This is a genomic window from Mesorhizobium sp. M1182 (genome assembly GCF_040318335.1).
GTDB lineage: Bacteria > Pseudomonadota > Alphaproteobacteria > Rhizobiales > Rhizobiaceae > Mesorhizobium.
In genome coordinates this window covers 49589-62969 of sequence record NZ_JAMYMD010000023.1, presented here as the reverse complement: position 1 = coordinate 62969, position 13381 = coordinate 49589, and the positions used below count along the sequence as shown (strand labels likewise).

General features: G+C 63.5%; 14 protein-coding genes. 10 read left to right on the top strand and 4 right to left on the bottom strand.

Annotated features, from left to right (window positions below):
- The first annotated feature begins 18 nt into the window (after positions 1 to 18).
- From NKH33_RS23220 to NKH33_RS23190, 7 genes are all read left to right on the top strand, one after another.
- Positions 19 to 624 carry a hypothetical protein gene (locus NKH33_RS23220; protein ID WP_352835443.1) on the top strand — a complete coding sequence of 202 codons (606 nt, stop codon included), beginning with the start codon at positions 19 to 21 and terminating at the stop codon, positions 622 to 624.
- Positions 624 to 2042 carry a DNA repair protein RadA gene (radA, locus tag NKH33_RS23215; protein WP_352453216.1) on the top strand — a complete coding sequence of 473 codons (1419 nt, stop codon included), beginning with the start codon at positions 624 to 626 and terminating at the stop codon, positions 2040 to 2042. The genes NKH33_RS23220 and radA overlap by 1 nt, the downstream gene beginning before the upstream one ends.
- Before the next feature lie 47 nt (positions 2043 to 2089).
- Complete coding sequence (locus NKH33_RS23210; protein WP_023677716.1) at positions 2090 to 2761, top strand: CvpA family protein; 672 nt, start codon at positions 2090 to 2092, stop codon at positions 2759 to 2761.
- Between the two features lie 125 nt (positions 2762 to 2886).
- Positions 2887 to 4356: an amidophosphoribosyltransferase gene (purF, locus tag NKH33_RS23205; RefSeq protein ID WP_023677717.1), complete on the top strand. Its 1470-nt coding sequence runs from the start codon at positions 2887 to 2889 to the stop codon at positions 4354 to 4356.
- Positions 4357 to 4430: 74 nt separating this feature from the next.
- Positions 4431 to 5171: an SDR family NAD(P)-dependent oxidoreductase gene (locus NKH33_RS23200; protein ID WP_254820236.1), complete on the top strand. Its 741-nt coding sequence runs from the start codon at positions 4431 to 4433 to the stop codon at positions 5169 to 5171.
- 89 nt (positions 5172 to 5260) lie between these two features.
- Positions 5261 to 5881 carry a hypothetical protein gene (locus NKH33_RS23195; protein WP_502906756.1) on the top strand — a complete coding sequence of 207 codons (621 nt, stop codon included), beginning with the start codon at positions 5261 to 5263 and terminating at the stop codon, positions 5879 to 5881.
- Between the two features lie 130 nt (positions 5882 to 6011).
- Positions 6012 to 6233, top strand: a complete 222-nt coding sequence (locus NKH33_RS23190) for a hypothetical protein (RefSeq protein ID WP_254820234.1) — start codon at positions 6012 to 6014, stop codon at positions 6231 to 6233.
- A 34-nt stretch (positions 6234 to 6267) separates the two neighbouring features.
- Here the strand turns inward: NKH33_RS23190 and NKH33_RS23185 are convergent, their stop codons facing one another.
- On the bottom strand, positions 6268 to 6774 hold the full coding sequence (locus tag NKH33_RS23185) for an OsmC family protein (protein WP_352448969.1): 507 nt from the start codon (positions 6772 to 6774) through the stop codon (positions 6268 to 6270).
- Between the two features lie 322 nt (positions 6775 to 7096).
- Here NKH33_RS23185 and NKH33_RS23180 point away from each other — a divergent pair, with 322 nt between their 5' ends.
- Positions 7097 to 8005 carry a DMT family transporter gene (locus NKH33_RS23180; protein WP_502906755.1) on the top strand — a complete coding sequence of 303 codons (909 nt, stop codon included), beginning with the start codon at positions 7097 to 7099 and terminating at the stop codon, positions 8003 to 8005.
- Positions 8006 to 8201: 196 nt separating this feature from the next.
- Here NKH33_RS23180 and NKH33_RS23175 read toward each other — a convergent pair whose 3' ends face one another.
- Complete coding sequence (locus tag NKH33_RS23175) at positions 8202 to 9056, bottom strand: LysR substrate-binding domain-containing protein (RefSeq protein ID WP_352835450.1); 855 nt, start codon at positions 9054 to 9056, stop codon at positions 8202 to 8204.
- A gap of 112 nt (positions 9057 to 9168) precedes the next feature.
- On the opposite strand from NKH33_RS23175, the gene NKH33_RS23170 reads away from it, so the two are divergent.
- Positions 9169 to 9576: a tautomerase family protein gene (locus NKH33_RS23170; protein WP_023677725.1), complete on the top strand. Its 408-nt coding sequence runs from the start codon at positions 9169 to 9171 to the stop codon at positions 9574 to 9576.
- Positions 9577 to 9733: 157 nt separating this feature from the next.
- Positions 9734 to 11956, top strand: coding sequence for an AMP-binding protein (locus NKH33_RS23165; protein ID WP_352921657.1), 2223 nt, complete (start codon positions 9734 to 9736; stop codon positions 11954 to 11956).
- Positions 11957 to 12077: 121 nt separating this feature from the next.
- Here NKH33_RS23165 and NKH33_RS23160 read toward each other — a convergent pair whose 3' ends face one another.
- Entirely contained in the window at positions 12078 to 12341 is a 264-nt protein-coding gene (locus tag NKH33_RS23160; RefSeq protein WP_352471079.1) for a hypothetical protein, read from the bottom strand.
- Between the two features lie 224 nt (positions 12342 to 12565).
- Positions 12566 to 13381: a CDP-alcohol phosphatidyltransferase family protein gene (locus NKH33_RS23155; protein WP_023677728.1), complete on the bottom strand. Its 816-nt coding sequence runs from the start codon at positions 13379 to 13381 to the stop codon at positions 12566 to 12568.

Genomic DNA, 13381 nt, shown 5'->3' with positions numbered 1-13381 from the left:
TTGTCGCGGAGCAGCCGATTGGACTTTAGCGATATCTACCAAAGGATAAAATTCGAAGAGTATGACATCTCCGAGGATGAACGCGCGCAACTCACTGAATATTTGAGATCTGCCGGGTCAATTTCTCGCACGGGATCGCACGCCGGTTTGCTGGTGTTCTGCTACTCAAGCGAACCGACGCCTGAGAACGTTGAATTGGTGAGGAAATTCCTTGCCAAGCATGTCGAAGACTATTCGCGAAGCGCGGCAGTGACCGGCCTCTATCGGATTTGGAAGCTGGGAACGACTCGCGACATCGATAATCTTCTGGGCCTTTTGGCACTTTGGTCAGGGGACTCTCGGCAGAGTACGTCTGTCGCTGCGATCGGGTGTGCATTCCTTCTCATGCATCGGCTTCAGGACCGCCGCCTCTCGTTAGCGCTCAGGCGATTGTTCGAAACGCTGCATGAAGCAGTCAGGCGAGACAATGATTTGGCGGTAAATTTGTTCATCTATGCATGTTGGTCGGCATACGACAATTGGGCTCAGAGCAACGGCCAGCGCCGCACTCATTTCGATACAGTCGAAAATGCTTTGCCGATTTACTGGGATCGTTCCAAATACCTCTTGGAACCAATAAACTGATGGCCAAATCCCGTATCCAGTTCATCTGCCAGAATTGCGGTTCGGTGCATCAGCGCTGGGCCGGCAAATGCGATGCCTGCGGCGAGTGGAACACGCTGGTCGAGGAAGGCACGTCAGGCGGCATAGGTTCCGGCCCGGCCAATACGCGCAATGCACGCAAAGGCCGCGCGGTGGTGCTGACCAGCCTCTCCGGCGACATCGAGGACGCGCCGCGCATCGTCTCCGGCATCGGCGAACTCGACCGCGCCACCGGCGGCGGCTTCGTGCGCGGCTCGGCGCTGCTGGTCGGCGGCGATCCCGGCATCGGCAAGTCGACGCTGCTCACCCAGGCCGCGGCCGCGCTGGCGGCAAAGGGCCACCGCATCGTCTATGTCTCGGGCGAAGAGGCGGTCGCGCAGATCAGGCTGCGCGCCCAGCGGCTCGGCGTCGCCGACACCCCGGTCGAACTCGCCGCCGAAACCAATGTCGAGGACATCCTCGCCACCATCGCCGATGGCAAGCGGCCGGATCTGGTCATTCTCGATTCGATCCAGACGCTGTGGACCGATATGGCCGATTCGGCGCCCGGCACGGTGACCCAGGTGCGTGCCGCCGCCCAGGCGATGATCCGCTACGCAAAATCCACAGGGGCGGCGATCGTTCTGGTCGGCCACGTCACCAAGGAGGGCCAGATCGCCGGACCGCGCGTCGTCGAGCACATGGTCGACGCGGTGCTCTATTTCGAGGGCGAAGGCGGCCACCACTACCGCATCCTGCGCACGGTCAAGAATCGCTTCGGGCCAACCGATGAGATCGGCGTCTTCGAAATGTCGGACAAGGGCTTGCGGGAAGTCGCCAACCCGTCCGAGCTTTTCCTCGGTGAGCGCCATGCAAAGTCGCCGGGTGCCGCGGTTTTCGCCGGCATGGAAGGCACACGGCCGGTGCTGGTCGAGATCCAGGCGCTGGTGGCGCCATCGACGCTGGGCACACCGCGCCGCGCCGTCGTCGGCTGGGACGGTGCCCGGCTGTCGATGATCCTGGCGGTTCTGGAAGCCCATTGCGGCGTCCGCTTCGGCACGCACGACGTCTATCTCAACGTTGCCGGCGGCTACCGCATTTCGGAGCCGGCGGCAGACCTGGCAGTGGCGGCGGCACTGGTTTCCTCGCTCACCGGTCTTGCCCTTCCCGCCGATTGCGTCTATTTCGGCGAAATCAGCCTTTCGGGTGCGGTGAGGCCGGTTGCGCATGCGCAGCAGCGCCTCAAGGAAGCCGAAAAGCTGGGTTTCGGACGCGCGGTTCTGCCCTTGGGCAGCGAGGAACTTGTTGGTGGTAATGGGGTCGGGGGGATCGGAGCCGGCGCTTTCCAGCCCACCGAGCTTGCCGATCTCGTGGCGCGCATAGCCGGCTCTCGGCGCAGCCGCGCCGACGAGCAAGAGTGATGCGGCTCGTCGAGTCGTGAAAAAGAGATCGGAGTGGGGCGAAAAACATGCCGATTACGCTGCTTGACGGAATTCTCGTCGGCTTCACCCTGGTCTCGGCGATGCTCGCTATGGTTCGCGGCTTTTCGCGCGAGATCCTGTCGATCATCTCCTGGGCAGCCGCCGCGGCCGCCGCCTTCTTCTTCTACAAGCCGGTGCTGCCTTACATCCAGCCCTATGTCGACAACGAAAAGGCCGCCATGGCGGCGGCCGCCGGTATCGTCTTCATTGTCGCGCTGATCGTCGTTTCGGTCATCACCATGAAGCTCGCCGACTGGATCATCGATTCCAGGATCGGCGCGCTCGATCGTACACTTGGCTTCCTCTATGGCGCGGCGCGCGGCATTCTGGTCGTCGCTGTCGCGCTGCTTTTCTTCAATTGGCTGGCGGGCGCCAAGGCTCCAGGCTGGATTGCCAACGCCAAGTCAAAGCCGTTGCTCGAATCGATCGGCGCCAAGCTCGAAAGCTTGCTGCCCGAGGATCCGGAAAACGCCATCCTCAACAAGCTCAATCCGAATCAGCCGGCCACCGAGACGCCTCTGGCCCCCGACGCGCCTGCAGCGGAAGCCCCTGCCGCCGGCGACGACGCCACTGCGCCGGCACCCGACGACAGCGATGCGCCGCCGGCCGACAATGCGCCCGCGACGCCGGCACCTGCAAACCCGGCGCCGGCAAACTGATTTCGACAGACTTGCGAGGCTCAAGACTGTCGATCATGTGAACGCCGCACGACGTGCGTTGCTTTCGATGCGCTATGACCTTATATGGCGACTTTAGCGGAGCTTGAGCCCCAATGGCAGCCTCAGTGGCAGACGCAGACGACGTGCTTTCCGCCGAAGCCGACGACCATTTCCACGACGAATGCGGCGTGTTCGGCATTTTCGGCCGGCAGGACGCCGCAGCCATCGTAACGCTCGGTCTGCATGCGTTGCAGCATCGAGGCCAGGAAGCGGCCGGCATCGTTTCTTATGACGGCACCCAATTCCATGTCGAACGCCATGTCGGCCTGATCGGCGACACCTTTACTAAGCAGCGTGTCATCGACAGCCTGCAAGGCAACCGTGCTATCGGCCACACACGCTATGCCACCACCGGCGGCGCCGGTCTGCGCAATATCCAGCCTTTCTTCGCCGAACTTGCCGATGGCGGCTTTGCCGTCGCCCATAACGGCAATCTCACCAACGCCATGACCGTTCAGCGCGCCCTGCAGAAGCAAGGCGCCATCTTCTCTTCCACCTCCGACACCGAAACGCTCCTGCACCTGGTTGCCACCAGCAAGGAGCGCGACCTGAATTCGCGCTTCATCGATGCGGTGCGCCAAGTCGAAGGCGCCTTCTCGCTGGTGGCGATGACGTCCAAGAAGATGATCGGGTGCCGCGACCCGCTCGGCATCCGCCCGCTGGTGCTCGGCGATCTCGACGGCGCCTGGATTCTCGCCTCCGAGACCTGCGCGCTCGATATTATCGGTGCGCGTTTCGTGCGCGACCTGAAGCCCGGCGAAATGGTCGTCGTCACCAGCAAGGGCATCGAAAGCCTGTTCCCGTTCGAGCCGCAGAAGACCCGCTTCTGCATCTTCGAATATGTCTATTTCGCGCGGCCGGATTCGTCGGTCGAAGGCCGCAACGTCTATGAAGTGCGCAAGCGCATCGGCGCCGAGCTGGCGCAGGAAAGTCCGGTCGAGGCCGACATCGTCGTGCCGGTGCCGGATTCGGGCACGCCGGCGGCGATCGGCTTTTCGCAGGCCGCGGGCATTCCGTTCGAGCTCGGCATTATCCGCAATCACTATGTTGGCCGCACCTTCATCCAGCCCGGCGATTCGATCCGCCACATGGGTGTCAAGCTCAAGCACAACGCCAACCGCCGCATGATCGAAGGCAAGCGCGTGGTGTTGGTGGACGATTCGATCGTGCGCGGCACCACCAGCCAGAAGATCGTCCAGATGGTGCGCGATGCCGGCGCCAAGGAAGTGCATATGCGCATCGCTTCGCCGCCGACGCGCGCCTCCTGCTTTTACGGCGTCGACACACCGGAAAAGTCGAAGCTGCTGGCGTCGCGCATGTCGGTGGAGGAGATGGCCGAGTTCATCCGCGTCGATTCGCTCGGCTTCCTGTCGATCGACGGGCTCTACCGCGCCGTCGGCGAGGCCGGCCGCGACAACGAGCAGCCGCAATTCTGCGACGCCTGCTTCACCGGCCAGTATCCGACCCGGCTTGCCGACTTCGAAGGCTCCGACAATGTGCGCACGCTGTCGCTGTTAGCGGCCGGCGGGTCGTAGGCCTTGCCGGTCCGTTTGTCTCCCTCCCCTTAGCCCCTCACGGCGGTTTCACCTTGCCTGTCGGAATCCATCGTATGAGCCTTGACCTCTCCGGCCGCGTTGCGGTCGTCACCGGCGCCTCGCGCGGCATCGGCTATTTCATCGCCAGGGAGCTTGCCGCGGCCGGTGCGCATGTGATTGCGGTTGCCCGCACCGTCGGCGGGTTGGAAGAACTCGACGACCAGATCAAGGCAGGTGGCGGACAGGCGACGCTGGTACCGCTCGATCTTGCCGACATGGCGGGGATCGACCGGCTGGGCGGCGCCATCCACGAGCGCTGGGGCAAGCTCGACATACTGGTCGCCAACGCCGCCGTGCTCGGCGTCATCGCCCCGATCGGCCATGTCGAGGCCAAGACCTTCGAGAAGGTGATGACCATCAACGTCACAGCAACATGGCGGCTGATCCGCTCGGTCGACCCGCTGCTCAGGCTTTCCGATGCCGGCCGTGCTATCGTGCTGAGCTCCAGCCTTGCCCACTCCGCACGCGCCTTCTGGGCGCCTTATGCGGCGTCGAAGGCGGCGGTCGAGGCCATGACGCGTTCATGGGCGCATGAGACCGAAAACCTGCCGCTCAGGGTCAATGCCGCCGATCCCGGGGCAACGCGCACCGCGATGCGGGCGCAGGCCGTACCCGGCGAGGATCCTGAAACACTGCCGCACCCTTCGGAGATCGCCAAGCGAATCGTGCCGCTGGCCAGCCCTACGCTCAAGGAGACCGGGCTGATCTTCCAGGCCAAGCACAATCGCTTTGTCGCCTACCGGCAGCCGGAGTAACCACACATCGCATTTTGCCGGAAGAATTGCGCCGGCACCAACGTTGTCCGGGTGCCACAATTCGAGAAACGGAGGACCATTTGCGGAGACTGCTTCTCTTGACTGCCACCGCGCTGCTTGCAGTGATCGGCGCCGCGTCGTCGCAGGAGGCAACGATGAGCTTTTTCGTCACCAGCGTCGGCTCTGGCAAAGGCGCCGATCTCGGCGGTCTCGCCGGCGCCGACGCCCATTGTAGTTCACTGGCCGAAGCCGCGGGCGTTACCGGCAAGACATGGCGCGCCTATCTCTCGACCACCGATACCGATGCACGCGACCGTATCGGCAAAGGCCCGTGGTTCAACGCCGAGGGCGTCAAGATCGCCGATGATGTCGCTTCCCTGCATAGCGATGCCAACGCCATCACCAAACAGACGGCACTCGACGAAAAGGGCCAAATGGTCAACGGCCGCGGCGACACGCCCAACCGGCACGACGTGTTGACCGGCTCCAAGCCGGATGGCACGAAAATTGCCGACCAGACCTGCGGCGACTGGACGCTGAGCGGAGCAGAAGGTGTGGCCATGATGGGTCATCACGATCGTACCGGCCTCGATGGCTCGGCAGCCGCCAAATCGTGGAATTCCTCGCATGCGTCACGCGGTGGCTGCAGCCAGGAAGCGCTGAAGGGCACCGGCGGCGACGGCCTGTTCTATTGTTTTGCGGTGAACTGAACCAAAACGACCCGACATCACGTGGCTGTGATACCGTGGCTTAACGCCGCGCTTTGGCCCAGCTTTCGCCGCTGGGCCGGAGTTGCTAGGATCGTGCGACTCCCAAAACAAGCAGAGCGAGGAAATACTCATGGCGGCACCGAGCGTAGCGTTAGTCTGGTATCTGGTGATCGCCGGCCCGCAAGGCGGCATGGTCGTGCTGCCCAGCACATTCGACACCCGCGAACAGTGCGCCTTCGCCATAACCGAATACCAGAAGCAACCGACGCCGGCCGGCTGGTCGGTGCAGTGCGTGCCGAGCGCCTCGCCCTTCGCCGACGAGGGCGACGCCGAGGAGCCGTCGGCGCAGTAGGACAGCGTGATCTCCCCCCTTGAGGGAGAGATCGTCAGCGTCGCGCGCTTACCGTCAGCTCCGGCTTCTGGCTGATGGTCTGGAACACGACGCAGTAGCGCTCGGTCAGCTTGAGCAGCGCATCGATGCGCTCCTGCGGCTCGTCGGTGTCGAGGCCAAATGTCAGCCGGATGGCGCGGAAGCCAACCGGCGCATCCTTTGCCACGCCAAGCGTGCCGCGAAAGTCCAGGTCGCCTTCGGCTTCCACCGTGGCGGCCCCAAGCTTGAATTCCAGCGCCGTCGCTACCGCCTTCAGCGTGACGCCGGCGCAAGCCACCAGTGCCTCCAGCAGCATGTCGCCGGAGCAGAGTTCGAGCCCGGTGCCGCCGGTCGCCGGATGCAGCCCGGCAATGGCGATCGCCCTGCCTGTCTCGACCTTGCAGGCGATCGATTGGTCGTCGATCGAGCCTTTGGCGCGGAGAGTAATCAGCGCGCGCGAGGCGTCGTCGCGATAGGCCACCTTCAGCGGCGCCTGCATGGCCTTCAATGCGATCGCGTCCATTTCGTTTCTCTCCCACAGTTGCCTGGCTTCGCTGCCTAACGGCGATGCCGCCTGCCCCAAACGCAAGTCCCCGCTGGCGTAGCGCTTGGCAGGGTTTCGCCGGTATAGCCTGACGACACGGGGAGCATCCAACGCCATCACACCGTCTCTCGCAACACATTCGTAAGGCCGCCGGACATATGGCCGATATCGCCATCGTGAAAACCCGCGAACGGGTTCTTGTCGGAATCCTGTTCACCGGGGCTGCCTACCTGCTGTTTTCGATGCAGGACGCCTCAAGCTGACACTATGGTGTCAGGAAGGGGCAGCGTAGGCTGGTGAGATGACGGGATCGCTGGACATGCCATGCACAGTGGAAAGCGCCCGCGAGCGTACCCTCGGCATCATCCTGGTCTCGGCATCGGCGGCCGTCTTCGGCCTCACCGGCGTGCTGACCAAATCGATCCATGCCGACCCCCTGACCATTACCTGCTGGCGCGGCTTCGTCGGCTCGATCCTGATCAGCCTCTATGTCCTATGGCGCCGCCAGCGCTCCGGCGGTCGCGACAGCTTGCGGCTCGGCTGGCGAGGCTGGCTGCTGGCGATCGAGGGCGCGCTCGCGAGCATCGCCTTTATCTCGGCGTTCAAGTTCACCTTTGTCGCCAATGTCGCGATCATCTATGCCACGGCCCCGTTCGTCACCGCGCTGCTGGCCCTCCTGTTGGTCCGCGAGCCGTTCCGGCTGCAGACGCTTGCCGCCGCCGCTGTGTCATTATGCGGTGTGGCAATCATGGTCTGGTCCGGCTTCGGCACCGGCCATTTGTTCGGCGACGGGCTGGCGCTGCTGATGACGATCGGCAGCGCGCTCTACATGATCATGGTGCGCGCCTTCCGCGACACGCCGGTGGTGTGGGCGGCTGCGGTGTCGGCATTCCTTTTGTTCGTGCTCGGCTGGTTCGTCGCCGATCCGCTGGCTGTCTCGGCCAGGGACGCTGTGCTTCTAGCCACCTTCGGCGCCTCGTTCGCGCTGGCTTCGATCCTGTGGACGGAGGGCACCCGGCTTATTCCGGCGGCCGAGTCCGGATTGCTGGGTTCAGCTGAAGTGCCATTCGCGATCCTGTTTGCCTTCCTGTTCCTGGCGGAGATCCCGCCGGCAGCCAGCATGGTCGGTGGCGCCATCGTGCTTTGCGCGGTGTTCGCTCACGCCGGCCGCGACTGGCTGATGGCCAGGCAGCGCGCAGCGGATGCATGACCAATCCTCGCCGCGTCCGAGCGCGAGTTGGTGGTCCGATCACGAGAAATCCGGTCCTGAAAATTAATTTGAAAAGTCATGGAACCATCATAGGGCTCAGGCATTATGGCTGCGACGGGCCACCCCAAGTCCCCCCAAACCCCTCGGCCCGTCCTACTCAGAAGCCGACCGCAAGGTCGGCTTTTTCTTTGCTGGCTCAATTGGCCAAGGCCAGGTTGCCGCTGAACAACGCTGCCAGATCCTGCGCCGGCCGGTCGGCATCCTCACGCAAGCGGACGGCGAATTCGGCGACCGGCACCGGCGGCAGATCAAGATCGCTCGGCGCCTCGACGATGCCGGAATGAGCGAAGCGCGCCGTCCTCAACGTCAAGGCGATGCCGGCGTGCACCGCCGTACGCAGGCCGGCAAGGCTGGCACTGCCGGCAGCAATGCGGTAGCGACGGCCGGCCGCATCGAGTGCACTGGTCGCCGCTTCGCGAAACCCGCAATGGGGATCGAGCAGCGCCAGGGGCAGTTCGTCGTGGCGGGTGGCCAGCCCGTTCTGTGAGCAAAGCCAGATCATTGGTTCCTTGAGCACACCGACTTCGTCCCGTGTCGGCACCTGCCGCATGGCAATGGCCAGATCAAGGGTGCCGGCCTGCAAAGCCTGCGCCAGTTCGGCGGAACGGCCGACGCGCAGTTCGATCCTGACGCGCGGATGGCTGACAGCAAAAGCCCTGAGAAGCTGCGGCAAGCCGCTGTCGGCGAAATCCTGCGTGGTGCCGATGGCGACGCGCCCGTCGGCGTGCGCGCCTTTGAGGGCCAGCCACGCCTCGCGGTGCGCGGCAAGGATGCGACGCGCGTGAACGATCAGATCCTCGCCTGTCGGCGTCAGGCCGCGCCCTCGCCCCTGCGGCACCAGTAGCGGTTCGCCGACAACATCCTCCAGCCGCTGCATCTGCGCGGTCACTGCGGACGGCGAGCGACCGACGATCGACGCGGCCCGCGCAAGGGAACCGCCATCGACGAAAGCGAGGAAAGTCTTGAGGAGGTCGGGATCGAACAACTGCATAATTCGATATTATCAAAGTGTTTATCAAAAACAATTCGATTTTTTTGATCAAAGGACGATGGCATGATTTTCTCGACGGCGAAGAGGCCGCTTGAAACCGAGGAGAAGAAACATGCCGATCATCAATGTCAGCGTTACCGGCAAGCCCGATGCCGCTTTGTCCGCCGCCATTGCCAAGGAAGTGACCGAACTGACGGCCACGCATCTGCGCAAGGACGCCACGATCACAGCTGTTGCCATTTCCTATCACGACCCCGAGCACTGGTTCGCCGGCGGCAAGTCGCTGGCCGAGCATGGCACCAACACGGCCTGGCTCGACATCAAGGTTGTCGACGGTACCAACACCAAGCTCGAACTGGAGGCGTATCTACAGGCAATTTTCGCGGCATTCGGCCGGCTGCTGGGTAAGGTGCATGAGGAAAGCTACGCCCTCGTGCATGAAGTGCCTGCGGCCGCCTATGGCTTTGGCGGCAAGACGCAGGAATTCCGCTTCATCAGCGGAAGGATGAAAGCGGCGTAGCTGCGATAAGCAGCCGAGCCGAATCAAACATAGGCGAATCAAACCATAGGAGAGAAGGAAAAATGGAGCCGCATTGACGTTGATCCAACTTCGGCTAGGTTCTCACCCGAAGCGGCCGGTGAAGAGCCGCGACGTGAGATCGTTGGGAGATGCGGCGATGATCCTGACACTGGCGCTGCTTGCGGGTCTTGTCGCGGCCTGGCTGCTGATCGGCGTGGTGGAGAAGTTCCGCCTCGGCCTGCGTTTGAGCCAGGCGCTGCTCTACGTGCCGTTCAAGCTCGCCTACCGGATCAGCGACGAGCGCATCAAGATTGCGCGCAGGTCGGTGGCCCCGGTCATCTATGTCATCTGGCATCAGTCACGCATCGAGCCGGCGCTGATGCTGTCGCTGCTGCCGGAAGACACGCTGCACATCCTCGACCAGGCTTCGGCCAGATCGCCGTGGCTGGAGCCGTGGCGCGAGCTCGGCCGCACCATCGCCTTCAACGCCGAGCATGTCTTCGTCAGCCGCAGATTGGTGCGAGTGCTGAAGGGCAAAGGCCGGCTCGCCGTTTACCTGCCGGATGCGGTCGAGCCAGACGTCAAGTCGTTTCGGTTGTTTCGCGCCATCACCCGTATCGCCATGCAGGCCGACGCCCGTATCGTGCCGATCTTCGTTGCCGGCGCACGCAGCCTGCCGGCCTCGCTGACGCCGGCGGACAAGGCGCCGCGCCATTGGTTTCCGCAGCTGTCGATCAGCGCGCTGGAGCCGATGACCATCGCCGAGCTGGTGGCGCGGAACCCAGATCAGGCCTCCAACACCAATGCGCTGTTTGATCGCTTCGCCGAGGCCAGGCTTTTCGGCAGTGATCTCGACCGAGGGCTGTTCCTCGCCATGCGCGATGCGGCCGACCGCGTTGGCGCTTCGCACCCAATAATCGAGGACGTCATCGGCGGTGCCCTGAGCTACCGGAAAGTGTTCATCGGCGCCAGGGTTTTGGGCCGACGGTTCGAGGCAATAACAGCGCCGGGCGAAGCGGTTGGGCTGCTCCTGCCCAACGCCAATGGCGTCGTGCTGTCGTTCGTCGGACTTCTGTCGGCAGCGCGGGTGGCAGCAATGATCAACTATACCGCCGGCCCGGCCAGCGTCACCGCCGCCGTCCGCACGGCAATGATCCGCACCGTGGTCTCCTCACGCGCCTTTGTCGAAAAGGCCAACCTCGCCGACATCGTCGAGGCGGTGGAAAAGGGCGGGGCGAAACTGCTGTGGCTGGAGGATGTCCGCGCAAGCGTGACCGTGCTGGACAAGGCCACAGCCGGCTTGCTGTGGCGCCGGCCGTTGCAGCGCCAGGATGCGGCCAAGCCGGCGGTGATCCTGTTCACCTCCGGCTCGGAAGGCACGCCCAAGGCCGTGGTGCTGTCGCACCGGAACCTTCTTGCCAATGCGATGCAGGCGGAAGCCCGCATCACCATCTCGCCGGCCGATATCCTGCTCAACGTGCTGCCGGTGTTCCACTCGTTCGGGCTGACCGGCGGCACCATCCTGCCGCTGGTCACCGGACTAAAGCTGTTCCTCTACCCGTCACCGCTGCACTACAAACTTATTCCGGAGGTGGCGCGCAAGGTCCGGCCGACGGTGATGTTCGGCACCGACACGTTCCTCGCCAACTATGCCCGCACCGCCAAGGACGGCGATTTTTCCAGCCTGCGCTTCGTCGTGGCCGGTGCCGAGGCGGTGAAGCCGGAGACGCGCCGGGTTTACCGCGAGCGCTTCCAGGCCGAGATCATCGAAGGTTTTGGCTTGACCGAGGCCGCACCAGTGGTTGCCGTCAACACCGCCATCCACGGCCGCGACGGAACGGTCGGGCGGCTGCTGCCGGCCATGCGCATGAAACTCGAACCGGTCGAAGGCATCAGCGACGCCGGCCGGCTGTGGCTCGACGGGCCGAACCTGATGATGGGCTACATGACCGGCGACCGGCCGGGCGAGTTGCAGCCGCTCGAAGGCTGGCACGACACCGGCGATATCGTTTCGGTCGATCGCGAAGGCTTCATCACCATTCGCGGCCGCGCCAAGCGCTTCGCCAAGATAGCCGGCGAGATGGTATCGCTTGGCGCGGTCGAGATGCTGGTGCAGTCGCTGTGGCCGGAAGAGCATCACGCCGTGGTGGCAGTGCCGGACAAGCGGCGCGGCGAGCGCCTCGTTCTGGTCACCACGGCCGACAATGCCGATCCCGACGAATTGCGGGAATTCGGCAAAAAAGCCGGGGCGGCCGAACTGATGGTGCCGAACGACATCGTCAAGGTCGAGGAGATCCCGGTACTGGGCTCCGGCAAGACCGACTATGTCTCGACTAGAAAGCTGGCGCTCGAGAGGCTGGGACTGAGCGCAGCCGCCTGAGGTTTGCTGTCGAAAACTCTAAAGCGCGTCGCGTTCGACCGGCCTTGTGCGACGCGCTTTAGATTCTTGTTTTTATGCATGTCGTTATCGCAAAACCGCTGCACACTTTTGCGCGAATGCATTACAGGACTACCACCGACAACAGCAGAATGACGCCGACGGCCATCATCAGCAGGCCCGGCCAGTTCTGCGACAGGCCGAGAAAACGGAGCCCGCGTCGTCGCGGCTCCAGAGTCGGACCTGGTGTTGCGAGATTGGGCGTCGGACTGTCCGGCGCGGTGGAGACAGCGGCCGGCTCACTAAGCCGCCCGCGCATGATGGCCGCAATCGCCATATACACGAGGCCGGCGACAGTCAGTAACGCGCCGATGAGGATGACAGCCATTTCTCCTCGTTTTCCGATGGTTCTGCGCCCGATGCGGCAGCTTGCGCTAGGTTGACGACGTATCACGAGCAGCCGCTCAGGCGGACCTACCAACACAAACGGTCTAGCCGCCCAGCAAGTTCCGAAAACGGGGTTTTTGAGGTGCGTTCCACAGCGCCGCGTGCTCTGCGAGCCTTTTTGGAATCATGCACTCCCAGGCGCAACGCGAACTGGCACCAAATCCGTCAGCCAATATCCGAGGACGGCACCTTCTCACCTTCGCGCTTGGCGCGTCTCGAATAGGCCCGCACGCTGAACGGCAAGAAGACCAGATAGCCGGCAACCGAGGCCGTCAGCGTATACCAGGGATAGGTCATCAAAAGCAGGACGTAGAGGACGACTGCGAGGATGATCGGCAGCACCCTGTCGCCCGGTATCCTGACGCTCTTGCCGGAATAGACGGGCAGTCTGCTGACCAGCAGGAACGCCACCAATATTGTAAAGCCGGTGGCAATGAAGGCTGCCAGGCGGCTGGGTTCAAGCCCAAGCCTGAGGAAGAACAGATAGAGCGGCAGCATCACCAACACCGCACCCGCCGGCGCCGGCACGCCGACGAAATATTCGGTCTGCCACTGCGGACGGTCGAGCTCTTCGTCGAGCACGTTGAAACGGGCAAGCCTCATCCCACAGGCGATGGTGAACAGCAGCGCGGCGATCCAGCCCGGCGAACCTGCCCTGTCGAGCAGAAAGGCATAGAGCACCAGCGCCGGTGCCACGCCGAAATTGACGATATCGGCCAGCGAATCCATCTGGGCGCCGAATTTGGAAGTCGCCTTCAGCATTCGCGCCAGACGGCCGTCGATACCATCGAGGAAGGCGGCGAGCAGCACCATCACCACCGCTGGCTCGAAGCGGCCCTCGAAGCCGAAGCGAATACCGGACAGACCGGCGCAGATGGCAAGCACCGTGACCAGATTGGGCAGCACCATGCGCATCGGGATTTCGCGAATGCGCGGGCCACCGCCGCCATGCGCCTCGAATTTCTTGAACGGCGGCGCCAC

What these genes read in the sequence shown, in the direction of transcription:
- NKH33_RS23180 (WP_502906755.1), top strand. Translation starts at nt 7,097, where the DNA reads ATGACGGGATCGCTGGACATGCCATGCACAGTGGAAAGCGCCCGCGAG.
- NKH33_RS23165 (WP_352921657.1), top strand. Translation starts at nt 9,734, where the DNA reads ATGATCCTGACACTGGCGCTGCTTGCGGGTCTTGTCGCGGCCTGGCTG.
- NKH33_RS23200 (WP_254820236.1), top strand. Translation starts at nt 4,431, where the DNA reads ATGAGCCTTGACCTCTCCGGCCGCGTTGCGGTCGTCACCGGCGCCTCG.
- NKH33_RS23210 (WP_023677716.1), top strand. Translation starts at nt 2,090, where the DNA reads ATGCCGATTACGCTGCTTGACGGAATTCTCGTCGGCTTCACCCTGGTC.
- NKH33_RS23190 (WP_254820234.1), top strand. Translation starts at nt 6,012, where the DNA reads ATGGCGGCACCGAGCGTAGCGTTAGTCTGGTATCTGGTGATCGCCGGC.
- NKH33_RS23170 (WP_023677725.1), top strand. Translation starts at nt 9,169, where the DNA reads ATGCCGATCATCAATGTCAGCGTTACCGGCAAGCCCGATGCCGCTTTG.
- NKH33_RS23175 (WP_352835450.1), bottom strand. Translation starts at nt 9,056, where the DNA reads ATGCAGTTGTTCGATCCCGACCTCCTCAAGACTTTCCTCGCTTTCGTC.
- radA (WP_352453216.1), top strand. Translation starts at nt 624, where the DNA reads ATGGCCAAATCCCGTATCCAGTTCATCTGCCAGAATTGCGGTTCGGTG.
- NKH33_RS23160 (WP_352471079.1), bottom strand. Translation starts at nt 12,341, where the DNA reads ATGGCTGTCATCCTCATCGGCGCGTTACTGACTGTCGCCGGCCTCGTG.
- NKH33_RS23185 (WP_352448969.1), bottom strand. Translation starts at nt 6,774, where the DNA reads ATGGACGCGATCGCATTGAAGGCCATGCAGGCGCCGCTGAAGGTGGCC.